24 protein-coding genes are annotated in these 23,425 nt (G+C 64.7%); 8 read left to right on the top strand and 16 right to left on the bottom strand.

Annotation, left to right across the window (positions count from 1 at the left end):
• Positions 1 to 9 precede the first annotated feature (9 nt).
• Together lolD and QCE48_RS05100 are read right to left on the bottom strand one after the other, a co-directional pair.
• Positions 10 to 717, bottom strand: coding sequence for a lipoprotein-releasing ABC transporter ATP-binding protein LolD (gene lolD / locus QCE48_RS05105; RefSeq protein ID WP_116561819.1), 708 nt, complete (start codon positions 715 to 717; stop codon positions 10 to 12).
• Entirely contained in the window at positions 710 to 1,963 is a 1,254-nt protein-coding gene (locus tag QCE48_RS05100) for a lipoprotein-releasing ABC transporter permease subunit (protein WP_309785793.1), read from the bottom strand. The genes lolD and QCE48_RS05100 overlap by 8 nt, the downstream gene beginning before the upstream one ends.
• Positions 1,964 to 2,172: 209 nt before the next feature.
• On the opposite strand from QCE48_RS05100, the gene QCE48_RS05095 reads away from it, so the two are divergent.
• The 5 genes from QCE48_RS05095 (at position 2,173) to QCE48_RS05075 (ending at position 8,840) form a co-directional block, all read left to right on the top strand.
• Positions 2,173 to 3,267, top strand: a complete 1,095-nt coding sequence (locus QCE48_RS05095; RefSeq protein WP_309785794.1) for a regulator — start codon at positions 2,173 to 2,175, stop codon at positions 3,265 to 3,267.
• Between the two features lie 18 nt (positions 3,268 to 3,285).
• The gene (gene recJ / locus QCE48_RS05090) at positions 3,286 to 4,989 is read left to right on the top strand and encodes a single-stranded-DNA-specific exonuclease RecJ (protein WP_309785795.1); all 1,704 of its coding nucleotides are present in this window, start codon (positions 3,286 to 3,288) and stop codon (positions 4,987 to 4,989) included.
• A gap of 111 nt (positions 4,990 to 5,100) precedes the next feature.
• A protein-coding gene (gene prfB, locus QCE48_RS05085; protein ID WP_309785796.1) for a peptide chain release factor 2 occupies positions 5,101 to 6,205 on the top strand; the annotation gives its coding sequence in 2 pieces (ribosomal slippage) (positions 5,101 to 5,181 and positions 5,183 to 6,205; 1,104 coding nt in all).
• 114 nt (positions 6,206 to 6,319) lie between these two features.
• Entirely contained in the window at positions 6,320 to 7,846 is a 1,527-nt protein-coding gene (gene lysS, locus QCE48_RS05080; RefSeq protein WP_309785797.1) for a lysine--tRNA ligase, read from the top strand.
• A gap of 253 nt (positions 7,847 to 8,099) precedes the next feature.
• Entirely contained in the window at positions 8,100 to 8,840 is a 741-nt protein-coding gene (locus QCE48_RS05075) for a glycine zipper 2TM domain-containing protein (protein WP_309785798.1), read from the top strand.
• Positions 8,841 to 8,940: 100 nt separating this feature from the next.
• On the opposite strand, the gene iscX is transcribed toward QCE48_RS05075, so the two are convergent.
• The 10 genes from iscX to QCE48_RS05025 all read right to left on the bottom strand — a co-directional run bounded on the left by iscX (position 8,941) and on the right by QCE48_RS05025 (position 15,831).
• On the bottom strand, positions 8,941 to 9,138 hold the full coding sequence (gene iscX / locus QCE48_RS05070; protein ID WP_062636272.1) for a Fe-S cluster assembly protein IscX: 198 nt from the start codon (positions 9,136 to 9,138) through the stop codon (positions 8,941 to 8,943).
• Positions 9,139 to 9,152: 14 nt separating this feature from the next.
• Positions 9,153 to 9,494, bottom strand: a complete 342-nt coding sequence (gene fdx / locus QCE48_RS05065) for an ISC system 2Fe-2S type ferredoxin (protein ID WP_116561825.1) — start codon at positions 9,492 to 9,494, stop codon at positions 9,153 to 9,155.
• A gap of 36 nt (positions 9,495 to 9,530) precedes the next feature.
• The gene (gene hscA / locus QCE48_RS05060) at positions 9,531 to 11,396 is read right to left on the bottom strand and encodes a Fe-S protein assembly chaperone HscA (RefSeq protein WP_309785799.1); all 1,866 of its coding nucleotides are present in this window, start codon (positions 11,394 to 11,396) and stop codon (positions 9,531 to 9,533) included.
• Between the two features lie 45 nt (positions 11,397 to 11,441).
• Entirely contained in the window at positions 11,442 to 11,972 is a 531-nt protein-coding gene (hscB, locus tag QCE48_RS05055) for a Fe-S protein assembly co-chaperone HscB (protein ID WP_309785800.1), read from the bottom strand.
• 86 nt (positions 11,973 to 12,058) lie between these two features.
• Positions 12,059 to 12,382, bottom strand: coding sequence for an iron-sulfur cluster assembly protein IscA (gene iscA, locus QCE48_RS05050; RefSeq protein WP_116561952.1), 324 nt, complete (start codon positions 12,380 to 12,382; stop codon positions 12,059 to 12,061).
• A gap of 117 nt (positions 12,383 to 12,499) precedes the next feature.
• Positions 12,500 to 12,928 carry a Fe-S cluster assembly scaffold IscU gene (iscU, locus tag QCE48_RS05045; RefSeq protein WP_309785802.1) on the bottom strand — a complete coding sequence of 143 codons (429 nt, stop codon included), beginning with the start codon at positions 12,926 to 12,928 and terminating at the stop codon, positions 12,500 to 12,502.
• A gap of 59 nt (positions 12,929 to 12,987) precedes the next feature.
• Positions 12,988 to 14,211, bottom strand: a complete 1,224-nt coding sequence (locus QCE48_RS05040) for an IscS subfamily cysteine desulfurase (protein ID WP_309785803.1) — start codon at positions 14,209 to 14,211, stop codon at positions 12,988 to 12,990.
• Positions 14,212 to 14,296: 85 nt separating this feature from the next.
• Complete coding sequence (iscR, locus tag QCE48_RS05035; RefSeq protein ID WP_309785804.1) at positions 14,297 to 14,824, bottom strand: Fe-S cluster assembly transcriptional regulator IscR; 528 nt, start codon at positions 14,822 to 14,824, stop codon at positions 14,297 to 14,299.
• A gap of 131 nt (positions 14,825 to 14,955) precedes the next feature.
• The gene (locus QCE48_RS05030) at positions 14,956 to 15,438 is read right to left on the bottom strand and encodes a low molecular weight protein-tyrosine-phosphatase (RefSeq protein ID WP_309785805.1); all 483 of its coding nucleotides are present in this window, start codon (positions 15,436 to 15,438) and stop codon (positions 14,956 to 14,958) included.
• Positions 15,439 to 15,588: 150 nt separating this feature from the next.
• Positions 15,589 to 15,831: a hypothetical protein gene (locus QCE48_RS05025; protein WP_309785806.1), complete on the bottom strand. Its 243-nt coding sequence runs from the start codon at positions 15,829 to 15,831 to the stop codon at positions 15,589 to 15,591.
• Between the two features lie 250 nt (positions 15,832 to 16,081).
• Between QCE48_RS05025 and QCE48_RS05020 the strand changes: the two genes are divergently transcribed.
• Positions 16,082 to 16,612, top strand: coding sequence for a hypothetical protein (locus QCE48_RS05020; protein WP_309785807.1), 531 nt, complete (start codon positions 16,082 to 16,084; stop codon positions 16,610 to 16,612).
• Between the two features lie 85 nt (positions 16,613 to 16,697).
• On the opposite strand, the gene QCE48_RS05015 is transcribed toward QCE48_RS05020, so the two are convergent.
• Both QCE48_RS05015 and QCE48_RS05010 read right to left on the bottom strand, forming a co-directional pair.
• On the bottom strand, positions 16,698 to 18,110 hold the full coding sequence (locus tag QCE48_RS05015; protein WP_309785808.1) for a lactate utilization protein B: 1,413 nt from the start codon (positions 18,108 to 18,110) through the stop codon (positions 16,698 to 16,700).
• 18 nt (positions 18,111 to 18,128) lie between these two features.
• Positions 18,129 to 18,851, bottom strand: a complete 723-nt coding sequence (locus tag QCE48_RS05010; protein WP_309785809.1) for a (Fe-S)-binding protein — start codon at positions 18,849 to 18,851, stop codon at positions 18,129 to 18,131.
• Positions 18,852 to 19,020: 169 nt separating this feature from the next.
• Between QCE48_RS05010 and QCE48_RS05005 the strand changes: the two genes are divergently transcribed.
• Positions 19,021 to 19,827: an IclR family transcriptional regulator gene (locus tag QCE48_RS05005; RefSeq protein ID WP_309785810.1), complete on the top strand. Its 807-nt coding sequence runs from the start codon at positions 19,021 to 19,023 to the stop codon at positions 19,825 to 19,827.
• A gap of 87 nt (positions 19,828 to 19,914) precedes the next feature.
• On the opposite strand, the gene pbpG is transcribed toward QCE48_RS05005, so the two are convergent.
• Complete coding sequence (gene pbpG / locus QCE48_RS05000; protein ID WP_309785812.1) at positions 19,915 to 21,111, bottom strand: D-alanyl-D-alanine endopeptidase; 1,197 nt, start codon at positions 21,109 to 21,111, stop codon at positions 19,915 to 19,917.
• A gap of 396 nt (positions 21,112 to 21,507) precedes the next feature.
• Positions 21,508 to 22,461 carry a histone deacetylase gene (locus QCE48_RS04995; RefSeq protein ID WP_309785814.1) on the bottom strand — a complete coding sequence of 318 codons (954 nt, stop codon included), beginning with the start codon at positions 22,459 to 22,461 and terminating at the stop codon, positions 21,508 to 21,510.
• Between the two features lie 312 nt (positions 22,462 to 22,773).
• On the opposite strand from QCE48_RS04995, the gene QCE48_RS04990 reads away from it, so the two are divergent.
• Positions 22,774 to 23,349, top strand: coding sequence for a phasin family protein (locus QCE48_RS04990; protein WP_309785815.1), 576 nt, complete (start codon positions 22,774 to 22,776; stop codon positions 23,347 to 23,349).
• Positions 23,350 to 23,425: the final 76 nt, after the last annotated feature.

Here is a 23,425-nt window from a genome sequence, read left to right as displayed (position 1 = left end):
GCCGAAAGCTTACACCGGGACCGGCGGCTCTTCGTACAGCACGCCGTCGCGCAGCCGCATGATGCGGTCGCAGCGCGCGGCGAGATCGGGATCGTGCGTGACGATCACGAAGCTTGTCTCGAGCGTCTGCGACAACTCCAGCATCAGGTTGAACACAGTGTCGGCGGTGCCGCCGTCGAGGTTGCCGGTCGGTTCGTCCGCGAGCACGCACGCGGGATGCGTCACGAGCGCGCGGGCGATCGCCACGCGCTGCCGCTCGCCGCCCGAAAGCGCGCCCGGCCGATGCTTCGCCCGATGCCCGATGCCCACGCGCTCCAGCATCTCCATCGCCTGTCGGCGCGCGTCGTCCTCGGACATGCGGCGGATCCTGAGCGGCATCGCGACGTTGTCGAGCGCGGTGAATTCCGCGAGCAGATGGTGGAACTGATACACGAAGCCGAGCGCGCGGTTGCGCAGCTCGTTGCGCTCGCGCTCCTTCAGTTCCGTGAACGGCTTGCCGAGCAGCGACACCTTGCCCGCGCTCGGTTCGTCGAGTCCGCCGAGCACGTGCAGCAGCGTGCTCTTGCCCGAGCCCGACGCGCCGACGATCGCGAGCTTCTCGCCGCGATAGACGTCGAGTTGCGCGTTGTTCAGCACCTGCACGTTGAAGCCGCCCTGCACGAAGGTCTTCGAGATCGCCGATGCCTGCAGCACGATGGTGTTGTTCGTATCACTCATAGCGCAGCGCCTCCGCCGGACGAACCTTCGCGCCGCGCCAGCTCGGATAGAGCGTCGCGAGCGACGACAACAAAAACGCGATGATGCCGATCTTCGCGACGTCGCCCGGCACGAGCTCGGACGGCAATTCGCTGATGAAATACACCGAAGGCGGCAGGAACTGCACGCCGATCAGGTGCTCGATCATCGGCACGAGCCACGGAATGCTCCACGCGATGAGACACCCGAGCGACACGCCGATCGCCGTGCCGATGAAGCCGATGGTCACGCCCTGCACGACGAAGATCTTCATGATCGAGCCCGGCTGCGCGCCGAGCGTGCGCAGGATGGCGATGTCGGCCTGCTTGTCGGTGACGGTCATCACGAGCGACGAAACCAGGTTGAACGCCGCCACCGCGATGATCAGCGTGAGAATGATGAACATCATGCGCTTTTCGATCTGCACGGCGGAGAACCAGGTCTTGTTCTGCTGCGTCCAGTCGCGGATGTAGAGATCGCCCGAAAGCGTGCGCGCGAGTTGATGCGCGACGTCGGGCGCGCGCTGCATGTCCTTGAGCTTCAGACGCACGCCGGTCGGCGCGGGCAGGCGAAAGAGCGCCTGCGCGTCGCGGATGGAGATGAGCGCGAGGGTCGAGTCGTACTCGTAGTGCCCCGATTCGAACACGCCGACGACCGTGAACTGCTTCAGGCGCGGCATCATGCCGGCCGGCGTGATGGTGCCCTCGGGCGCGACGAGCGTGATCTTGTCGCCGGTGGTGACGCCGAGGTTGGTCGCAAGATCGGCGCCGAGCACGATGCCGAATTCGCCCGGCACGAGGCTCGCGAGCGAGCCGGCGCGCATTTCACGGCCGATGTCGGAGACCTGCGGTTCCAGCGACGGCTCGACGCCGCGCAGCGCGACGCCGCTCACCGCGCCCTGGCGCGTGAGGAGCGCCTGCGCCTCGACATACGGCGCCGCGCCGGTCACTTCCGGATTGCGGCGCGCTTCCTGCGCGGTGAGCTGCCAGTTGGGCATCGAGCCGGTCGGCGAAAAGATTTCGACGTGCGAGAGCACCGAGAGCATGCGGTCGCGGACTTCCTTCTGGAAGCCGTTCATCACCGAGAGCACCACGATCAGCGCGGCGACGCCAAGCGCGATGCCGGCCATCGAAACGAGCGCGATGAACGAGATGAAGCCGTTGCCTGTCGTGCGTTTGCTGGCGCGCGTGTAGCGCCAGCCGATCTGCCATTCGTAGGGTAGTTTCAAGCGAGTCCTTTTGTTTCGATCCGCGCAAGCAGAAGGCCGGCGAGCCGGCCCGCGTGCCATTTGCGATTCCTGCGCGACGCGCATCTTCACGAATCATCGTATATACGCGCTATATACGCGCCCAATCGCCCACCGGACGCCCTGGCGCGCATTCCGGCGGGCGCGAGGCCGGCGCCGGGCGATCAGTCAACCGCGAAGTTTGCCATACAATGCGCACCATTATGTCCGTTCACCACCTCCACCTTCTGCTCCCGTTCGCGCTGCCGTCCGCCGCGGACGCCGCGACCGCGCTGCACAACCTGGAGACCCCCGCGCTCGAAAAGCTGCTCGCCCGCGCGACGCTGGACGAGCGCGTGATCGGCGAGGATTTTCAGCGCACGCTGCCGCACGAGCGCTGGATCGCGCGCGCATTCGGCGTCGCGCACGCGACGGATGCCGCACTCGCCGACGACGCGCCGCTCGCGCCCTACATGCTGCTCGCCGACGGCGGCACGCCCGGCGATGCGACCTGGGCCTGCGTCGAGCCGGTGCACGTGCGTATCGCGCACGATCATCTGGTGCTGATCGATCCGGCGACGCTCGAAGTCTCCGCCGATGAAGCCCGCACGCTTTTTCAAACCGTGCAGCCGCTGATCGAAGAGATGGGCGTCGACGTGCAGGCGCCGGGCGCGACGCGCTGGTATGTGTCGGGCGAGAGTCTCGGCGCGCTGTCGGGCGCATCGCCGCTGCGCGCAAGCGGACGCAACATCGAAATCTGGTTGCCGCATGAAGCGAAAACCGGCCAGCGTTCGCGCGTATGGATGAAGCTGCAAAATGAAGTGCAGATGGCGTGGTTCGAGCATCCGCTGAACGAGGCGCGCGAAGCGCGCGGCCTGCCCGCGATCAATTCGATCTGGCTGCACGGACAAGGCGTCTATCAGACGGTATCGAGCCCGTTTTCACGCGTGATGTCGCACGCCGCGGCGACGCGCGGACTCGCGCTCGCCGCCGATCTTTCGCCCTCGGCGCCGCCTGCGTCGTTCAGCGCGCTCGCCGCAACGGACGACAAGGGCCGCACGCTCGTCGAGCTCGATCCGTTTTCCGCGCCTTTCATCGAGCAGGACTGGGCGCGCTGGAACGCGGCGCTGCAACAACTCGAAGCCGACTGGTTCGCGCCGGCGCTCGCCGCGCTGAACGACGGCTCGCTCGGCACGCTCGCCATGACGCTTTGCAGCGACACCGGCTCGGTCACGCTCACCGTCACGCGCGGCACGCTGCGAAAGTTCTGGCGACGCCGCCCGATCGCCGCGCTCTTCATCGAATAAATCACCGGCCTTTTTCGCATGACCCGAATCGTCACCCGCGCCCCCTCCCCCGTCGATGCCGAAGTGCTGATGCGTCACGGCCTGCATCCGGTCATCGCGCGGCTCTACGCGGCGCGCGGCGTGAGCACGCCCGACGAAATCGAGACGGAACTGAAGCGCCTGCACGCGCCCGTCGGCCTGAAAGGGTGCGACGAAGCCGCCGTCGTCCTCGCCGACGCGCTCGCCGCGAAACGCCGCATGCTCGTCGTCGCCGATTACGACTGCGACGGCGCGACCGCCTGCGCCGTCGCCGTGCGCGGGCTGCGCATGTTCGGCGCAGAGATCGGCTATCTCGTGCCGAATCGCTTCGAGTATGGCTACGGCCTCACGCCGGAGATCGTCGAACTGGCCGCGCGCAATCCGGCGGGTCAGCCCGATCTGCTGATTACCGTCGATAACGGCATCGCGAGCGTGGATGGCGTAGAGGCCGCGAACGCGCTCGGCATCGACGTGCTCGTGACCGATCATCACCTGCCCGGCGACGAACTGCCGCCCGCGCGCGCGATCGTCAATCCGAACCAGCCGGGCTGCACCTTTCCGAGCAAGTGCATTGCGGGCGTCGGCGTGATGTTCTACGTGCTGCTCGCGCTGCGCGCCGAACTGCGCCGCCGCAACGCCTTCACCGACGCGCGCCCCGAGCCGCGTCTCGACGGCCTGCTCGACCTGGTCGCGCTCGGCACGGTCGCGGACGTCGTGAAGCTCGATACGAACAACCGGATTCTCGTCGCGCAGGGCCTGAAGCGGATTCGCGCGGGGCGCATGCAGCCGGGCATCGCCGCGCTCTTTCGCGCGGCCGGGCGCGACGCGCGCGCGGCGTCCGGCTTTGACATGGGCTTTGCGCTCGGCCCGCGCCTGAACGCGGCGGGACGGCTCTCGGACATGTCGCTCGGCATCGAGTGCCTGACGACCGACGACATCGGCCGCGCGTGGGAACTCGCGCAGCAACTCGACGCGATCAACCGCGAGCGGCGCGAGATCGAAGCGGGCATGCAGCAGCAGGCGCTCGACGAACTGCAATCGGTCGATCCCGGCGACCGCGCGACGCTCACGCTCTTCAATCCCGAGTGGCATCAGGGCGTGATCGGGATCGTCGCGGGGCGGCTGAAGGAGCGCTATCACCGGCCGTCGTTCACGTTCGCGCACGCCGACGAGAGCGGCGTGCTGTCGAAGGGCTCGGGGCGCTCGATTCCCGGCTTTCATCTGCGCGACGCGGTCGATCTGATCTCCAAGCGCGAGGCCGGGATGATCGTGAAGTTCGGCGGCCACGCGATGGCCGCGGGCCTGACGATCGCCACCGCCGACATCCCGCGCTTCACGGCGGCGTTCGAAGCCGTCGGGCGCGAGTGGCTGACGGCGGACGCGCTCTCACGCGTGGTCGAAACCGATGGCGAGCTGGAGGACGCGTACTTCACGCCGCAGTTCGTCGAGCTGATCGACGCGGCCGTCTGGGGACAGGGTTTCCCGGCGCCGGTCTTCTCCGGCGAGTTCGAGGTGGCGTCGCAGGCGCTCGTCAAGGATAAGCACCTGAAACTGCAACTCGCGCGCGGGCGGCAACGCTTTTCCGCGATCTGGTTCAATCACGTCGATCCGCTTCCCGCGCGGGCGACGGTCGCCTACCGGCTCGTCAGCGATTCGTGGAACGGCGTCGCGCGCGTGCAGATGATCGTCGAGCACGCGGGATAGTTTTTCGCTGGCGCTCGGGCTGCACGACACCCCGCGCACGCGGCCCCCAAGCGCTTCCAAAACATCCGATCGGCTATAATTTCCCCTTTTCACTCAGCCGAAAGATCGAACATGGAAGCGGAACGTCTCAACTCGATCGAGAACCTTCTCGCCGACCTGCGCCATCGCGCGGGCGAGCTTCGGGGGTATCTTTGACTACGACGCGAAAGCCCAGCGTCTAGAGGAAGTCAATCGGGTTCTCGAAGACCCGAACGTGTGGAACGACTCGAAGAACGCCCAGGCGCTCGGCCGGGAAAAGAAGCTGCTCGACGGCGTCGTCACGACGCTCACCGACCTCGATCGCGACCTGCGCGACACGCAGGATCTCTTCGACATGGGCCGCGAGGAAAACGACGAGGAAACGCTCGTCGCCTGCGAAGCCGACGCCGCCTCGCTACAGGCGCGCGTCGAGGACATGGAATTCCGCCGGATGTTCGCGAACCCGGCCGATCCGAACAACTGCTTCATCGACATTCAAGCCGGCGCCGGCGGCACCGAGGCGTGCGACTGGGCCGCGATGCTCTTGCGCCAGTACCTGCGCTACTCCGAGCGCAAGGGCTTCAAAACCGAAGTGCTCGAAGAATCCGAAGGCGACATCGCCGGCATCAAGAGCGCGACAATCAAGGTCGAAGGCGAATACGCCTACGGCTATCTGCGCACCGAAACCGGCATTCACCGTCTCGTGCGCAAGTCGCCGTTCGATTCGTCGGGCGGGCGGCACACGTCGTTTTCGTCGGTGTTCGTTTACCCGGAAATCGACGATTCGTTCGAAATCGACGTCAATCCGGCAGATTTGCGCATCGATACGTTCCGCGCTTCCGGCGCGGGCGGCCAGCACATCAACAAGACCGATTCGGCCGTGCGGATCACGCACATGCCGAGCGGCATCGTCGTGCAGTGCCAGAACGACCGCTCGCAGCACCGCAACCGCGCCGAGGCCATGGCGATGCTGAAATCGCGCCTCTACGAAGCGGAAATGCGCAAGCGTCAGTCGGAGCAGGACAAGCTCGAAGCGGGCAAGTCGGACGTGGGCTGGGGCCACCAGATCCGCTCCTACGTGCTCGATAACAGCCGCATCAAGGATCTTCGCACCAACGTCGAAATCAGCAACACGAAGGCCGTGCTCGACGGCGACCTCGACGACTTCATCAGCGCCAGCCTGAAACAGGGCGTCTAAGCGCGAACGGCGCGGCTTTTCACGAAGCCGCGCCGCATCGTTTTCCGAGCGGCGCACTGGCCGGCTCACGCCATGCCGCGCTTGTCGCCCAACCGAAATCAAAGCCAAATCATCATGACCGAACCGACCCAGACGAGCGCCGCTCCCGAACTGGAAGAGAACCAGATCGTCGCCGAACGCCGCGAGAAGCTGCGCGCGCTGCGCGAGCAAGGCATCGCCTATCCGAACGATTTTCGTCCGACGCATCACGCCGCCGCGCTGCAAACCGAATTCGCCGAAACCGACAAGGAAGCGCTCGAAGCGAATCCGCTGCAAGTCGCGCTCGCCGGCCGGATGATGTTGAAGCGCGTGATGGGCAAGGCGAGCTTCGCGACCGTGCAGGACGGCAGCGGCCAGATCCAGTTCTTCATCACGCCGGCGGACGTCGGCGCGGAAGTCTACGACGCGTTCAAGAAGTGGGACTTGGGCGACATTGTCGCGGCGAAGGGCGTGCTCTTTCGCACCAACAAGGGCGAACTGTCCGTGCGCTGCACGGAATTGCGGCTGCTTTCGAAGGCGCTGCGTCCGCTGCCCGACAAGTTCCACGGTCTCGCCGACCAGGAAACGCGCTATCGCCAGCGCTATGTCGATCTGATCGTGACGCCCGAAGCGCGGCAGACGTTCATCGCGCGCACGAAGGCGTTCACGTCGATCCGCAATTTCATGGCGCAGGCGAACTTCATGGAAGTCGAAACGCCGATGCTGCATCCCATTCCCGGCGGCGCGGCGGCCAAGCCTTTCGTCACGCATCACAACGCGCTCGACATGCAGATGTTCCTGCGCATCGCGCCGGAGCTGTACCTGAAGCGGCTGATCGTGGGCGGCTTCGAGCGCGTGTTCGAAATCAACCGGAATTTCCGTAACGAGGGCGTGTCGCCGCGTCACAATCCGGAATTCACGATGATGGAGTTCTACGCGGCCTACACCGATTATCAGTGGCTGATGGACTTCACCGAGCAGTTGATCCGCCAGGCCGCCGTCGACGCGCGCGGCACCGCGGCGATCACGTATCAGGGCCGCGAACTGGATCTCGGCAAGCCGTTCCATCGGCTGACGATCGTGCAGGCCATCCAGAAATACGCGCCGCAATACACGACCGAGCAACTCGCCGATGCCGCGTTCCTGCGCACCGAACTGAAGAAGTTCGGCGTCGACACGACGCAGCCGGCGTTTCTGAACGCGGGCGTCGGCTCGCTGCAACTTGCGCTCTTCGAGGAAACCGCCGAGTCGCAGTTGTGGGAACCCACGTTCATCATCGATTACCCGATCGAGGTGTCGCCGCTCGCGCGCGCGTCGGACACGGTGGACGGCATCACGGAGCGCTTCGAGTTGTTCATCACCGGCCGCGAGATCGCGAACGGTTTTTCCGAGCTGAACGATCCGGAAGATCAGGCGGCGCGCTTTCAGAAGCAGGTCGACCAAAAGGACGCCGGCGACGAGGAAGCGATGTACTACGACGCCGACTATATCCGCGCGCTCGAATACGGCATGCCGCCGACGGGCGGTTGCGGTATCGGCATCGACCGTCTGGTGATGCTGCTCACCGACAGCCCGAGCATCCGCGACGTGATCCTGTTCCCGCATCTGCGTCGCGAAGACTGAATTGCCCGGGGGCGGTCATTGAAAAAACGCGCATCGCTCGATGCGCGTTTTTTTCTTCCGCGACGAGTGTAACCATCGGTAAAAGCTCACACGCCGCCAGAGCGGCAGTCCGCTGGAATAGCGTGTTCTGGCACTGAAAGTGCTTGGATCAACAAGAACAAGCGTCGCTTTCCGTTACAGATTGAAATGCCTGCGGGACCGATTTCCCCGACACTACGCTTATACATAACGCGCCTCGAAGCGGAGGTTCAACATGGCTGATACCAACGACAAGCTCTCCACATCCGGTGCCTCCCAATCGCGACGTCTGCACCCGCTGATCGCGACGGCGGCGGGCGCGGTCATCATCGCGAGTCTCGCGGCGACGGCTGCGATCACCGGAATTTTCCCGAAGGCGTCGAGCAATCTCGCCCAGAACGGGCAAACGCAGACGGCTGCGGTCGCACCGCAACCCGTCGTCGATTCGGCATCGCCGAGCGCGGCGGCCGCGCAGCAGCAAGCGGCTCAACAGCAGGCAGCCCAGCAGCAAGCCGCCCAGCAACAGCAAGCCCAGCAGCAGGCCCAACAGCAGGCCGCAGCGCAGCAGCAACAACTGGCGCAACAACCCTCCGCGCAGCCCGCGGCTCCGCCTCAGCCGTCCTATGCGCAAAAACCGGCCTATTGTTCGACCTGCGGTACGGTCGAATCGATCACGGCGGTCAAACGTGAAGGCCACGGTACCGGCATCGGCGCGGTCGGTGGCGCGGTCGCGGGCGGGGTCGTCGGCAACCAGTTCGGCAGCGGCGGCGGCCGCACCGCGATGACGCTCCTCGGCGCGCTCGGCGGCGGCCTCGCCGGCAACTCGGTCGAAAAGCACGTGCGCAGCGAAACCGACTACACCGTTCGCGTGCGCATGGAGAGCGGCAAGTACCGCACGTTCACGTATCGCGAGCCGCCGCCATTCCAGCAAGGTCAGCCGGTCCGCGTGCGTAACGGTACGCTCTCGGCGGGCTGACCGGCCCGCTCCCGACAATCACGAAGCACAAAAGCAAAACGGCGATTCCATTCGGAATCGCCGTTTTCGATTGGCCTATGCGATGCGAAATCGCGGGCGCTCAATAATCCGCGTCTTCGATCCACGCGGCCTGAATCGCTTCGAGAATCTTTTCGTTCGACTTCGACGGATCGTCGTCGAAGCCTTCCAGCTCGGTGATCCAGCGATGCAGATCCGTGAAACGCACATATTGGGGATCAATTTCCTGATGCGCGTCGGTCAATGCCATCGCGATCTCCTGCGTGTCCGTCCACTTCATGGCAAGCGCTCCTGTCAGTGATTTTCCTTTGCGTGATTGATGGAGTAGCGCGGGATCTCGACGACCAGATCCTCTTGCTCCGGCACCATCGCCTGACATGATAACCGCGATGTCGGCTCGAGACCCCAGGCCTTGTCGAGCAGATCGTCCTCGTCTTCCTCCGATGGCACGAGCGCGTTGAAGCCCTCGCGAATGATGACGTGGCACGTCGTGCACGCGCACGACTTCTCGCACGCGTGCTCGATCTCGATGCCGTGATCCAGCAGGTTGTCGCAGATGCTCTTGCTCAGGTCGGCGTCGATCACCGCGCCGTCCGGGCACAGTTCCACATGAGGCAGTACAACGATTTGAGGCATGAGTCGTTCCGTAATTCCGTAGATTCGATGGTTCGATCAGACGTCGTCGAGCTTGCGGCCCGCGAGCGCGCGGCGAATGCTCTTGTTCATCCGGCGCGCGGCGAATTCGTCGGTCGCTTCCGAGAGCGCCTTGGTCGCCGTTTCGATCGCGTCGTGGTCGTCGCCGCGCGCGACCGTCGCCAGTTCCGCCACGAGGGCGTCGATCTGCGCGCGTTCGGCGTCGTCGAGGAGTTCCGGGTCGGCGGCAAGCGCCGCCTGCGTCGCTTCGACAAGACGTTGCGCTTCCACCTGCGCCTCGCGCAGCGCGCGGGCGCGCATGTCGGTTTCGGCCGTGGTGAAGCTCTCTTCGAGCATGCGGGCGATGTCGTCGTCGGCGAGTCCGTAGGACGGCTTCACCACCACCGACGCCTCCACGCCCGATTCCTGCTCGCGCGCGAACACGGACAAGAGCCCGTCCGCGTCGACCTGATAGGTCACGCGAATGCGCGCCGCGCCCGCCGCCATCGGCGGAATGCCGCGCAGCTCGAAGCGCGCGAGCGACCGGCAGTCGGCGACGAGTTCGCGCTCGCCCTGCACGACGTGGATCGCCATCGCGGTCTGGCCGTCCTTGAAGGTCGTGAAATCCTGCGCGCGCGCGACGGGAATCGTCGAATTGCGCGGGATGATCTTCTCGGTGAGGCTGCCCATCGTCTCGACACCGAGCGAGAGCGGAATGACGTCGAGCAGCAGCCAGTCGTCGCCGTCGCCGCGCCGGTTGCCGGCGAGCAGATCGGCCTGGATCGCGGCGCCGAGCGCGACGACCTGATCCGGATCGAGATTGATGAGCGGCGGCTGGCCGAAATACTGTTCGACGGCGCGCCGGATCACCGGCATGCGCGTCGCCCCGCCGACCAGCACGACGCCCTTGATGTCCGCCGGCGCCACCTTCGCGTCGCGCAGCGCCTTGCGCGTCGGTGCGAGCGTGCGCGCGACGAGCGCTTCGGCGAGCGTCGCGAATTGCGTTTCGGTGATCGTCACGCCGATCGACTTGCCGCTCGACAGCGTCACGTCGATGCGCGCTTCGGGCGCGTCCGACAGTGCTTCCTTCGCCGTGCGCACGCGATCGAGCAGAAGGCGCACGTCTTCGGGCGTGCCGATCTCGACGCCCGCCTGCGCAACCACATGCCGATACAGCACGTGGTCGAAATCGTCGCCGCCGAGCGCGGAATCGCCGCCCGCCGCGAGCACTTCGAACACGCCCTTCGTGAGCTTCAGGATCGACAGGTCGAAGGTGCCGCCGCCGAGGTCGTAGACGGCGTACAGACCTTCGGACGCGTTATCGAGCCCGTAGGCGATGGCGGCCGCGGTCGGCTCGTTCAGGAGGCGCAGGACGTTCAGGCCCGCGAGGCGCGCGGCGTCTTTCGTCGCCTGGCGCTGGGCTTCGTCGAAATAGGCGGGCACCGTGATCACCGCGCCGACGAGTTCCTCGCCGAGCGTGTCTTCCGCGCGATAGCGCAGCGTCGCCAGAATCTCCGCCGACACTTCGACCGGGCTCTTCACGCCGTCGATCGTGCGGATCTGCACCATGCCCGGCGCGTCGATGAAATCGTAGGGCGCGTTTTCCGCCCCTTCCACTTCGCTTTTGCCGCGCCCCATGAAACGCTTCACCGAGACGATCGTGTTGCGCGGATCGAGCGCCGCTTCTTCCTTCGCGATCCGGCCGATGCGCCGCCCGCCCTTTTCCAGATAGCGCACGACGGAGGGCAGCAGCACGTGGCCGTCTTCGTCGGGAAGCACTTCGGGCACGCTGCTGCGCACGGCCGCGACCAGCGAATTGGTCGTGCCGAGATCGATGCCGATCGCCACGCGCCGCTGATGCGGCGCGGGCGCCATGCCGGGTTCTGAGATTTGCAGTAAAGCCATCGTTGTTTTAGTGGGGGTTATGCGCGCGCATGGAGTGTGTCCGCTTCACGCGAGTTCGAGCTTTTCGATTTGCGCGCCGATTTCGCTCGCGACGCGCTCGATGAACATCAACTGGCGCACGGCTTCGCCTGCGGCCTGATCCGCGTGGCTGTCGATCAGCGCCGCGAGCTTCGCGAAGCGCTGGCGCTCTTCGTCGCGCAATTCGTCGAGCAGCGCTTCGAGCGCGCCGAGATTCTTCGCGCCCGCCGCGTCCTCGATGCTCTCGCGCCACTCCATCTGCTGCATCAGGAACGCGGGCTCCATCGCCGTGTTGTTCTCCGCGCCGACATCGACGCCGCGCAGCGACAGCATGTAGCGCGCGCGCTTCAAAGGATCGCGCAGCGTCTGGTACGCCTCGTTCGCGCGCGTCGCCCATTGCATCGCGATGCGCCGCTGCGCGTCGCCGGCCGCCGCGAAGCGGTCGGGATGCACCTGCGCCTGCACCGTGCGATACGCGTCGTCGAGCGACTTCTCATCGACGGCGAAAGTCGGCGGGAGGTGGAACAAGTCGAAGTGGCTGTCGTTGAGCGTTGCCATGATGGGTCAGTCGAAACGAATGCGGGAAACAGGAGCACGAAAGAAAAAGGCGGCACGCGCCGCCTCTTTTGCCGGTACGCCCGGCGTCAAACGCGAAACGACTCGCCGCAGCCGCATTCGTCTTTCGCGTTCGGATTATTGAAGCGAAAACCTTCGTTCAATCCTTCGCGGGCGAAGTCGAGTTCGGTGCCGTCGAGATAGGCGAGGCTCTTCGGATCGATGATGATCTTCACGCCCGCCGACTCGAACACCTGATCTTCCGGCGACAGTTCATCGACGTACTCGAGCTTGTATGCCAGTCCCGAGCAGCCCGTCGTGCGAACGCCCAGCCGCAGGCCGACGCCCTTGCCGCGTCGCGTCAGATACTTCTGCACATGCTGTGCCGCTTTTTCGGTCAACGTGATTGCCATAGTCTCTCGTTCCCGCAGTTGCTCGTCCACCCGGCGTTCTTCCAGGCCCGGCGGTCGCAGACTGCAGCCTTGCTCTGCATCGAAAATCAGGGGCGCGTTCGTGCGCCCGCCACTCACTTACGCCGCGTGCTGCTTCGCTTGCGTCTGCTCCGCTGCCGGAGCCGCCGTGCCGTGACGCTGCTTGTAGTCGGCGACCGCTGCCTTGATCGCGTCTTCCGCGAGGATCGAGCAGTGGATCTTCACCGGCGGCAACGCGAGTTCTTCCGCGATATGCGTGTTCTTGATCGTCAGCGCCTGGTCGAGCGTCTTGCCCTTCACCCACTCGGTCACGAGCGAGCTGGAGGCGATGGCCGAGCCGCAGCCATACGTCTTGAACTTCGCATCTTCAATCACGCCGTCCGCGCCCACGCGGATCTGCAGCTTCATCACGTCGCCGCAAGCCGGGGCGCCGACCATGCCGGTGCCCACCGTGTCGTCGTCCTTGCCGAACGAGCCGACGTTGCGCGGGTTTTCGTAGTGGTCCAGAACCTTGTCGCTATATGCCATGATTCAAACTCCTTTCGTATTCCGTGTGTGATCGTCGATTCCGCCGCAATCCGGGGCGCTCAGTGCGCGGCCCACTGGATGGTCGAGATGTCGATGCCGTCCTTGTGCATTTCCCAGAGCGGCGACAAATCGCGCAACTTGGCGATCTTGCCCTTCAGCAGGTTGATCACGTAATCGACGTCCTGCTCGGTCGTGAAGCGGCCGACCGTGAAGCGGATCGAGCTATGGGCGAGTTCGTCGTTCCGGCCAAGCGCGCGCAGCACATACGAAGGCTCCAGCGACGCCGACGTACACGCCGAACCCGACGACACCGCCACATCCTTCACCGCCATGATCAGCGACTCGCCTTCGACGAAGTTGAAGCTGATGTTCAGGTTGTGCGGCACGCGGCGTTCCATGTCGCCGTTGATGTACACCTCTTCCATATCCTGCAGCCCTTTCATCAGGCGGTCGCGCAACATGCGCACGCGCTCGTTCTCGGTCGCCATTTCCTCGCGCGCGATGCGGAACGCCTCGCCCATGCCGACGATCTGATGCGTCGCGAGCGTGCCCGAGCGCATGCCGCGCTCGTGGCCGCCGCCGTGCATCTGCGCTTCGATGCGCACGCGCGGCTTGCGTCGCACGTAGAGCGCACCGATGCCCTTCGGGCCATACGTCTTGTGCGCCGAGAACGACATCAGGTCGACCTTGAGCTTCTGCAGGTCGATGGCGATCTTGCCGGTGGCCTGCGCCGCGTCGACGTGAAAAATGATGCCCTTCGCGCGCGTGATCTCGCCGATCGCCTCGACGTCCTGAATCACGCCGATCTCGTTGTTCACGCTCATCACCGAGACGAGGATCGTGTCCGGGCGGATCGCGGCCTGGAGCTTGTCCAGATCGATCAGGCCGTCGTCCTTGACGTCGAGATACGTGACTTCGAAACCTTCGCGTTCGAGTTCGCGCATCGTGTCGAGCACGGCCTTGTGCTCGGTCTTCACCGTGATAAGGTGCTTGCCACGGCTTTTGTAGAAGTGCGCGGCGCCCTTGATCGCAAGGTTGTCCGACTCCGTTGCGCCCGACGTCCAGATAATTTCGCGCGGATCGCAGTTCACCAGCGCGGCGACGTTCTCGCGCGCTTGCTCGACCGCCCGCTCCGCGTCCCAGCCGTACTGGTGGCTGCGCGACGCCGGATTGCCGAACTGCTCGCGCAGATACGGAATCATCTTGTCCACCACGCGCGGATCGACGGGGGTCGTCGCGCTGTAATCCATGTAAATGGGCAGGTGGGGAATATCGTTGTTCATCAGTCGCTCCGGGTAAAACGGTCAAATGGCGTTGTTCTCGACGTTCGCGCTGCGCCCGACGTGCACGGGACGCGCGCGGGAAACGTCAGCCCGCCAGGTTGAAAACGGAATTTGGTCCTTTCGGCACGACACGCGCCGCATCCACGCCCGCCGACTCGGTGCGCCGGTCGCGCAGCACTGCCGGCGATCCTTCGCGCGCCCGCTGCTGGTCGACGAGATCCTTGAGCGACACTGAATCGAGGTACTCGACCATTTTCTGGTTGAGCGTCGCCCAGAGTTCGTGGGTCATGCAGTGGCCGTCGTGCTGCTTCGTGCCTTCGCAACTGCCCTTGCCGCCGCACTGCGTGGCGTCGATCGGCTCGTCGACCGCGATGATGATGTCCGCCACCGTCACGTTCTCCGCGCGGCGCGCGAGGTTGTAGCCGCCGCCCGGCCCGCGGACCGATTCGACGATCTCGTGCCGGCGCAGCTTGCCGAACAACTGCTCGAGGTAGGAAAGCGAGATGCGCTGGCGCTGGCTGATGCCGGCCAGCGTCACCGGGCCCTGCTCCTGGCGCAAAGCCAGGTCGATCATCGCCGTGACGGCGAAACGGCCTTTCGTGGTGAGTCTCATAATTGGGGGCTACCGCTAATACTTGAGGATTTTCGTCCAGTATAAATAGCCTACGTATTTAGTCAAGTATCCAGCCCGGAAAATCTATAGGAATTTACTTAAAGACCGGCTGCCGTCCTCGGTGCGGCGCGCTAGACCACGAGTTGCGTGCGCAGCGCCTTCAGGAGGCCTTCGCACGCGTCCTCGCACTGGTCCAGTACCCGCTCGAAGCCATCGTCGCCGCCGAAGTACGGGTCGACGACCACGCGGCTGTCGTCGCGCGTTGCGAACTCCATCAGCAGACGAATCTTGTCCCGATGCTCCTTCGGACAGATTTCCGTAAGCGCGGCGGCATTGGCGTCGTCCATCGCGATCAGGAGGTCGAAGTGCGCGAAGTCGTCGGCGGTGATCTGGCGGCCCCGCAACGGCGACAGGTCGTAGCCGCGGCGTCGGGCGGCGCGCTGCGCGCGCTCGTCGGGCGGCTGGCCGATGTGCCAGTCGCCGGTGCCCGCGGAATCGACGACGATGCGATCGGCGAGCTTCGCCTGCGCCACGCAATGCAGAAACACGGCCTCCGCGCTCGGCGAGCGGCAAATGTTGCCGAGACACACGAAGCAGACGGCGATCGAGTTCATCGTTGGAAGGCGGCGAGGAAGTGAGCGGGATTGCACCGGCTGCGCGCGTCGCCGCCCGCCGCTTGCGCAAATTCCCGCGAATTATACAAAGCGCCGGAAAAAAGCGCCGGACTCGGCGGCGAGCGCCACCGAAATGCGCCTAGGAGCGCCTCAGAGCACGCGCGGCGCCGGCGCCGCATCGTCGGACGATGCGCCCGCGGGATTCCACATGCCGTCAGGCTCGACGTATCCGAAGGACACCGCGCGCGCCAGTTCCGCGCTCACGTTCGCGCTGCTCGCGAGCTCGCCGGACGCGGCGTCGGCATGACCGCTGCTCGCGGCGCCAAGGTAGGCGGCAAGAACGATCGGAACGAGGATCGCGACGGGCCAGTAGGTCGATATTGTCTTTTTCATTGAGCACCCCTGCTTCGATGTCGTGCGGGCAACAGGCCCACTTGTCGACAGCTAAAAGTCTACGGGTTTGCCCTTATCTCATAAAGACACTTAAAAGCAAAGGTTTGTTGCACGGAGGACAACAACCCGTTTCGCCGCCCGCGATGTGTGGATAATTCCACCGCCAGTTATAAAGGCTTACAAAGTTTTCGGGGACACCTGCGCCACTGCGGTGTCTGATAAGTAATCGGTCAACGGTTTTGCCAACATCATGAAACTCGCAGTCGCAGGAATCGTCATCGCGTCGTCGGCGCTCGTCGCCGGATGCGCGGTCTACCCGGACGGCACGCCCGCCTATGGCGGCGGTTATCCGGCCGGGTACGACCCCGGCTATGGCGCCTATGGTTACGGCGGCCCTGTCGTGCAGTCCGGCGTGTATGTCGGCGGTGGGAGCTATTACGGTTCCGGCTATTACAATCCGCCGCCGCGTCGATATTGGGACGACGGCCCCGGTTACCGGCATGGGTCGGGCGGCGGCTGGCAAGGACGCCCCCAAGGCGAAGGCGGTCACGGCGGCCACAACGGCCCGCCGCCCGGACAGCAGGCGGGCGGTGGTGGCGGCGGAAATCACGGTGGACAGGGCGGACAGCAGGCAGGCGGCGGTGGCGGGCGCCCGCCACCCGTCGCGGTCGGCGGAGCGGCGCCTAATCGACCGACCGTCGCGCCCGCCCCGCAGGGCAATCAGCGCGGCAGCCGCAGCGGGTTGCCGCCACGACAGAGTTCGGGGCCGTTCGGCGGTTGAGGCAGCGCCCAGCAAACGCACGCAAGAAAAAGCCGCGTGAATCCTTCGGATTCACGCGGCTTTTTCGTTCGATGCGAACGCCCGCTCACCCGATATGCGATCGCTGCGCCTTGTAGAGTTCGCGAAAGGTCCGCCCGACGGGCGCGGGAATATCGCGGGTGTTGGTCCAGCCGCCGCCGAGCGGCAACCGTGTGATGGCTTTGCGGTTCCCGCTCATCAGTTCGAGCACGCGCGCGGAGAGCTTCGTGAAGAGCGCATACCAGCCGGGATGCAGTGCGAGGAAGCCCCATGCGGCCAGCGCCGCGCGCTCGCTCCACGGCCTCAGGCGCCGCTCGACCTGCTTCTCGCGCAGCTTGCGCAGCAGGTCCGACAGCGGTATCCCGACAGGACAGACGCTGTTGCACTCGCCGCAGAGCGTGGCGGCCTGCGGCAGATCGAGCGCGCGATCGATGCCGGTATAAGCCGGCGTCAACACCGACCCCATCGGTCCCGGATACACCCATCCATACGCATGTCCGCCGATCTTCTGATACACCGGGCAGTGATTCATGCACGCGCCGCAGCGGATGCAGCGCAGCATCTCCTGGAATTCCCCGCCGATGAGCCCGGTCCGCCCGCCGTCGACGAGCACGAAATACATGTGCTCGGGCCCGTCGAGGTCGCTGGCGCCGCGCGGGCCGGTCAGAAGCGAAAAGTAGTTCGACATCGTCTGACCGGTCGCCGAGCGCGGCAACAGGCGCATCGCGGTCGCGAGATCTTCGAGTGTCGGCAGCACCTTTTCGATGCCCGTCACCGCCACGTGCACGCGCGGCATCACGGTGCACATGCCTTCGTTGCCCTCGTTCGTCACGACCGCCACCGAACCCGTCTCCGCGATCAGGAAATTGCCGCCCGTCACGCCCATGTCCGCCGACAGGAAGTGCGGCCGCAGCACCTCGCGCGCCTCGCGCGTCATGTCCGGAATCTCGGTCAGGCGCGGCTTGTGATGCGTCTTCGCGAAGAGATCGGCGATCTCCTCCTTGTCCTTGTGGACGACGGGCGCAATGATGTGGCTCGGCGGCTCGTTATCGTTGATCTGCAGGATGTATTCGCCGAGATCCGTCTCGATCGACTGCACGCCCATCTCGCCGAGCACGCGGTTCAACTGCATTTCCTCCGACACCATCGATTTCGTCTTGATCACCTTCCTGACGTCGTGCTTGCGCGCGATGTCCGCGACGAGCCGTGCCGCGTCCTGCGTCGATTCCGCGTAGAGCACGGTCGCGCCGCGGCGGGTCGCCTCGCGCTCGAAGGTTTCGAGCCACACATCGAGGTTTTCCAGCGCGCGGTTACGGCGCTCCTTGAGCGCGGCGCGCGTGGCCTCGAAGTCGATCGCGGTGATCGCGCTCGCCCGGGCGCTGACGAATTTCGTCGACAGCTTGGTCAGGTTCTGTTGCAGGCGCTGGTCGGCGAGCTTGCTGCCCGCGCGCGCCTTGAACTGCATGGTCTGGACTTGCATGACGGCTCCGGTTGGCGTTCAGGCGTCGCCTGCGAGGACTTGCGCGATATGCAGGACGCGCGTCGCGGTGTCGCCGGTGCGGCGCAGCCGTCCTTCGATGTTGAGCATGCAGCCGAGGTCGCCGAGCACGACCGCGTTCACGCCGCTCTCGCGGATGTTGGCGCATTTTTCGTCGACGATCGCTGTCGAGATGTCGCCGTACTTCACCGCGAACGTGCCGCCGAAGCCGCAGCAGTGCTCGCAGCCCTTCATCTCCGTGACCGGCACGCCCGCTTGCGCCAGCAGCGCGCGCGGCTGCGCCTTGACGCCGAGTTCGCGCAGGCCCGAGCATGAATCGTGGTAGGTCACGGCGCCGTCGAACACGCCCGGCTCGATGCGCGCGTTCGCGACCGTCACGAGGAAATCGGTCAGTTCGAACACACGCGGCTGCAGCCGCGCGTAGCGGTTCATCAGTTCGGGATCGTCGCGAAAGAGATCGCCGTAATGCGCGCGGATCATTCCGCCGCACGAGCCCGACGGCACCACCACGTAGTCGAACTGCTCGAACTCGCGCAGCGTCTTTTCGGCGAGATTGCGCGCGAGGCGGCGATCGCCGGAGTTATAGGCGGGCTGGCCGCAGCAGGTCTGCGCGGGCGGCACGACGACCTCGAATCCGGCCTTCTCGATCAACTTGATGACGGAAAAACCGATCTCCGGGCGCATCAGGTCGATGAGACAGGTGACGAACAAACCGACTCGCATGGGACTTCCTCTTTTCTACTTGTACCGAAAACGTCCCCGATTATCCGCGATTAAACCGCGCGCGCGAACGGCACCTGATTAAAAGGGCAAGACCGAGCGCGCACCTCTTTTTCACATTACGAGATACAATTGCCGTTCCGCTGTTTGACGCGTCAACCGATTTTCCACGATGAGCGATACGAACCCGGAATCCAAAACGTCCATTCAGGTCATCGAGCGCATGATGAAGCTGCTCGATGCCCTCGCCGCGCACACCGATCCCGTCAGCCTGAAGGAACTTGCCCAGAGCACGGAGCTGCATCCGTCGACGGCGCACCGGATCCTGAACGACATGGTGCTGTGCCGGCTCGTCGACCGGTCGGACCCCGGCACGTACCGTCTCGGCATGCGGCTGCTCGAACTCGGCAATCTCGTGAAGGCGCGGCTCTCGGTGCGCGAAGCCGCGATGCCGCCGATGCGCGAACTGCACCGCCAGACGGGCCAGACGGTCAATCTCTCGGTGCGTCAGGGCGACGAGATCGTGTATATCGAGCGCGCGTATTCGGAGCGTTCGGGCATGCAGGTCGTGCGGGCGATCGGCGGGCGTGCGCCGCTGCATCTGACCTCGGTCGGCAAGCTTTTTCTCGCCGCCGACGAAGCCTCGCGCGTGCGCGCCTACGCCACGCGCACGGGGCTCTCGGGTCATACGCAGAACAGCATCACGGATCTCGCCAAGCTGGAACGCGAGCTGACCTTCGTGCGCCAGCAGGCGTGCGCGCGCGACAACGAGGAACTGGAACTGGGCGTGCGCTGCATCGCCGCCGGCATCTACGACGATACCGGGCGGCTCGTCGCGGGATTGTCGCTGTCGGCGCCCGCCGATCGCCTCCAGGATGCGTGGCTCAAGCAACTCAGCCACACCGCGCTCGAGATTTCGCGCTCGCTCGGCTATCACGCGCAAGCGCCGCAAGAGGCGCAGCCCCAGCCGCATCGCTGACAGACAACGTCGAAAACGCGGCGCACAAAAACGAAACCGGATTCATCTCGCGATGAATCCGGTTTTTTCGTGCCGCTATCGGGAAGATCAGGTCCCGCCGCCGCCCGCGTCCGCGCTGGTGATGCGCGGCTCGCCCGCCGTATCGAGATACGCGCGCAGACGGCCCGCGTCGGCGAAACGCGAATACTTGCCCGACGAATCGAGCAGCACCATCACGACCGGCCGGCCGTTGATGGTCGCCTGCATCACGAGGCACTCGCCCGCTTCGTTGATGAAACCCGTCTTCTGCAAGCCGATGTCCCACGACGGATTGCGGATCAGCGCATTGGTGCTCCGGTAGGCGAGGTTGCGCTTGCCCGTGAACACGTCATAGCTGGTATCGGTCGAGAACTTGCGGATCAGCGGATACTGGTACGCCGCGTTGACCATCTTCACGAGGTCGCGCGCGCTCGACACGTTCTGGCTCGTCAGACCCGTCGAGTTCTCGAAGTGCGTGTCCATCATGCCGAGCGACTTCGCCTTCGCGTTCATCGCGGCGATGAAGCCCGGACGGCCATTCGCGTAGTAGCGCGACAGCGCGGCGGCGGCGCGGTTCTCCGATGCCATCAGCGCGATGTGCAGCATGTCTTCCCGATTGAGCACCGAGCCGACCGCGAGCCGCGAACCGGTGTACTTCTCGTAGTCGCGGTCTTCGTCCGTGACCTGGAGCTCTTCGTTGAGCGCGGCGTGCGAATCGAGCACGACCATTGCCGTCATGAGCTTCGTGATCGACGCGATCGGCACGACCGCGCGCGAGTTCTTGTCGAACAGCATTTCCTGCGTGTTCTGGTCGATCACATACGCGACGCTCGAACGCAGCGCGAGGGTGTCCGGCGTTTCGTGCAACCCGAACGCCTGGCCGACGGTCGGCGTGCGCGGCTGGTACGCAACCGCGTGCACCGCGCTGCGGCGGCCGTGCGGGTCCATCCGGTAGTTCACGCGACGCTTGCGCGACGCGCGGGGCGCGTCGTCGTCGTCATCCGCGGCGGCGACTTTGGCGGACTTCGCGGCTGGCGCGGCCTTGGCGGTGCGCGCAGACTTCTTCGCGCGGGGCGCCGCCTGGGCAGCTTCGGATTTCGTGGATTTCTTGGCGGCCGTCTTGGACGCCGTGGCGGTTTTTGCGAAGGCTTCGCCGGGCATGGCCGCGAAAGATGTTGCAACCGCGATGGATACCGCGACCGACATGGCGGTCCGGAGCACCACGCCTTGCATCACCTTTAGCGGCGAAAACATTTCGGTTTTCATTAGTGTTCTGTTCTGGGGCGGCGAGAGAGTACCGCAAGTGTAGTAAAGCTGCGAAATTTAAGCAATATTAAGCACTTATCGACGCTCTTTAAACCGAGTTGTAAGACTCGATTGCAAAAACCCAATAAGGTTTAGCATTTCGATCGTCTAAAACGATCATGCTTCGGAAATCTTTGCGCCGACCGCCCGGTACTCGCCCGGGCTTTCTCTGTCTATCGGCAATTAATTCTGCAACTTGAGAGGAATGTCGACTTTTTTGTGTCCGGAGCCGTTGATCGCGCAACCGGAAGCGGTCGACGAGAAACGGCTGGAACGCCTGTTGCCGTTCGGCAACGCGCGTTTCGACTGAGTCCAAATGTTAACGTTCCTTCAACAATTTAGGTTTACGGCGGCATCCTAAAAAAGCGCGGCTCCCGGATTCTGGTGCCGACGGCGACGTGCGCAGGCAGCCGAGGCGAGCTGGACCGTCTGCAAGTGGACATCGACCGTATCGTCGATATCGCGGCCGTAGCCGCCCGCCATCGTGATCGCGACCGGCAGTTCGCGCGCCGCGGCCGCTTCGAACACCAGGCGGTCGCGGCGCGCCAGGCCGTCCACGCTCAACGCGAGGCGGCCCAGCCGGTCGCCTCGATGCGGATCGGCACCTGCGAGGTAGATGATCAGCGCAGGCTCGCAGCGCTCGAACATCGTCTGAAGCGCGCGAGCGAGCGCGTCGGCGTAAGCGTCGTCGTCGCAGCCGTCGGGCAGCGCGAGGTCGAGGTCGCTCGTCTCCTTGGCAAACGGATAGTTTGACTCGCCATGCAGCGACAGCGTGAACACGCTCGGGTCGTCGCGGAAAATCGCGGCGGTGCCGTTGCCCTGATGCACGTCGAGATCGACGATCACGATCTGCGCACGCGCGCCCTCGCCGCCTGACTCGCGCGCGTCGGCCTGCATGGCCCGGGCGGCGACGGCGGCGTCGTTGAACACGCAGAAGCCCGCGCCGTGCGCCGCATACGAATGATGCGTGCCACCGGCGAGATTCACCGCGAAGCCGTCGACGCGCGCGGCGCGGCACGCGGCGATCGTCGCGCCGACCGAGCGCCGCGAGCGCTCCACCATTTCGGGCGACCAGGGAAAGCCGATCTCGCGCTGCTCGCGCGCATTGAGCGCGCCGGTCGCGACGCGCTCGATGTACCCCGCGCAATGGACGCGGGCGAGCTCGCTGTCGCTGGCGACCGGCGCTTCGTGCAGAGCAACATCCCGCAGTTCCGCTGCGACACGCTCGCGCAGCAAACGATATTTCTGCATGGGAAAGCGGTGACCCGCCGGCAACGGCAACACGAAACGGTCACTATAAAATGCTCTCATCCAGTCCCAGCCCTCTTTTCTGACGCCCGATCGTAGCTCGGAATCGTCCTGTACGCCTTGTCCCGTCTTGGTGCATCCGGGTTTTCACCGACTCCCGGCGCATTCCTTTCGTCGCACCTAAGTTGTTGTTTAACAAAAAGATTGTGCTCTTTGTGCAGCGCACAAAAAATGCTTGACTCCTATCAGAATTTAGCTAAAATGGGTTCCATGTTGCGACGCACCAATCGATGTTGCTTCATTCGGTAGCCGGATTTCCGGCGTCCGCCACAAAACCACGACCCGCGTTTCAGGGTCGAAATTCAGGAGTGTGAGATGACCCTGTTGACCCCCGAGCAAATCGCCGCCGCGCAAAAAGCCAACTTCGACACCCTCTTCGGCCTCACGAACAAGGCGTTCGAAGGTATCGAAAAGCTGGTCGAGCTGAATTTGCAAGTCGTGAAGTCGACGCTGGCCGAAAGCCAGGAAAACACGCAGCGCGCCCTGTCGGTGAAGGACGCGCAAGAACTGCTGTCGCTGCAAGCCAGCCTGACGCAACCGGTCGCCGAAAAGGTTCTGTCGTACGGCCGTCACCTGTATGAAATCGCATCGGCCACGCAAGCTGAATTCGCCCGTGTCGCTGAAGCGCAGTACGAAGAGCAGAACCGCAAGGTGCAAACGCTCGTCGACAACGTCGCGAAGAACGCGCCGGCAGGTTCGGAAACGGCTGTCGCCGTCATGAAGTCGGCCATCACCGCCGCCAACACCACGTACGAAACGGTTCACAAGGCAACGAAGCAAGCCGTCGAAATCGCGGAAAGCAACTTCAACGCAGCCGCTACGGCCGCCACGAAGGCCGCTACGCAAGCGACGGAACAAGCTTCGCGCGTCGCGAAGAAGTCGGTTGCCTAAGGTGTTTGCGTGATAGCCGGCTGATTCTCTTGGTTGTCACGCGAATTTAGGTAGCAGAAGAACCGCGCTCTTATCG

The organism is Caballeronia sp. LZ024, assembly GCF_031451455.1.
Lineage (GTDB): Bacteria > Pseudomonadota > Gammaproteobacteria > Burkholderiales > Burkholderiaceae > Caballeronia > Caballeronia telluris.
Note: the sequence above shows the minus strand (reverse complement) of the source record. Positions and strands in the feature narration are given on the sequence as shown.

Coding starts and splice junctions, on each gene's coding strand:
- QCE48_RS05025 (WP_309785806.1), bottom strand. CDS start 15,831: ATGAAAAAGACAATATCGACCTACTGGCCCGTCGCGATCCTCGTTCCG.
- iscU (WP_309785802.1), bottom strand. CDS start 12,928: ATGGCATATAGCGACAAGGTTCTGGACCACTACGAAAACCCGCGCAAC.
- hscB (WP_309785800.1), bottom strand. CDS start 11,972: ATGGCAACGCTCAACGACAGCCACTTCGACTTGTTCCACCTCCCGCCG.
- QCE48_RS04995 (WP_309785814.1), bottom strand. CDS start 22,461: ATGAGAGCATTTTATAGTGACCGTTTCGTGTTGCCGTTGCCGGCGGGT.
- iscA (WP_116561952.1), bottom strand. CDS start 12,382: ATGGCAATCACGTTGACCGAAAAAGCGGCACAGCATGTGCAGAAGTAT.
- QCE48_RS05015 (WP_309785808.1), bottom strand. CDS start 18,110: ATGCAAGTCCAGACCATGCAGTTCAAGGCGCGCGCGGGCAGCAAGCTC.
- QCE48_RS04990 (WP_309785815.1), top strand. CDS start 22,774: ATGACCCTGTTGACCCCCGAGCAAATCGCCGCCGCGCAAAAAGCCAAC.
- lolD (WP_116561819.1), bottom strand. CDS start 717: ATGAGTGATACGAACAACACCATCGTGCTGCAGGCATCGGCGATCTCG.
- fdx (WP_116561825.1), bottom strand. CDS start 9,494: ATGCCTCAAATCGTTGTACTGCCTCATGTGGAACTGTGCCCGGACGGC.
- QCE48_RS05005 (WP_309785810.1), top strand. CDS start 19,021: ATGAGCGATACGAACCCGGAATCCAAAACGTCCATTCAGGTCATCGAG.
- recJ (WP_309785795.1), top strand. CDS start 3,286: ATGACCCGAATCGTCACCCGCGCCCCCTCCCCCGTCGATGCCGAAGTG.
- pbpG (WP_309785812.1), bottom strand. CDS start 21,111: ATGAAAACCGAAATGTTTTCGCCGCTAAAGGTGATGCAAGGCGTGGTG.
- QCE48_RS05010 (WP_309785809.1), bottom strand. CDS start 18,851: ATGCGAGTCGGTTTGTTCGTCACCTGTCTCATCGACCTGATGCGCCCG.
- hscA (WP_309785799.1), bottom strand. CDS start 11,396: ATGGCTTTACTGCAAATCTCAGAACCCGGCATGGCGCCCGCGCCGCAT.
- QCE48_RS05075 (WP_309785798.1), top strand. CDS start 8,100: ATGGCTGATACCAACGACAAGCTCTCCACATCCGGTGCCTCCCAATCG.
- QCE48_RS05095 (WP_309785794.1), top strand. CDS start 2,173: ATGCGCACCATTATGTCCGTTCACCACCTCCACCTTCTGCTCCCGTTC.
- QCE48_RS05040 (WP_309785803.1), bottom strand. CDS start 14,211: ATGAACAACGATATTCCCCACCTGCCCATTTACATGGATTACAGCGCG.
- QCE48_RS05030 (WP_309785805.1), bottom strand. CDS start 15,438: ATGAACTCGATCGCCGTCTGCTTCGTGTGTCTCGGCAACATTTGCCGC.
- QCE48_RS05020 (WP_309785807.1), top strand. CDS start 16,082: ATGAAACTCGCAGTCGCAGGAATCGTCATCGCGTCGTCGGCGCTCGTC.
- iscX (WP_062636272.1), bottom strand. CDS start 9,138: ATGAAGTGGACGGACACGCAGGAGATCGCGATGGCATTGACCGACGCG.
- lysS (WP_309785797.1), top strand. CDS start 6,320: ATGACCGAACCGACCCAGACGAGCGCCGCTCCCGAACTGGAAGAGAAC.
- iscR (WP_309785804.1), bottom strand. CDS start 14,824: ATGAGACTCACCACGAAAGGCCGTTTCGCCGTCACGGCGATGATCGAC.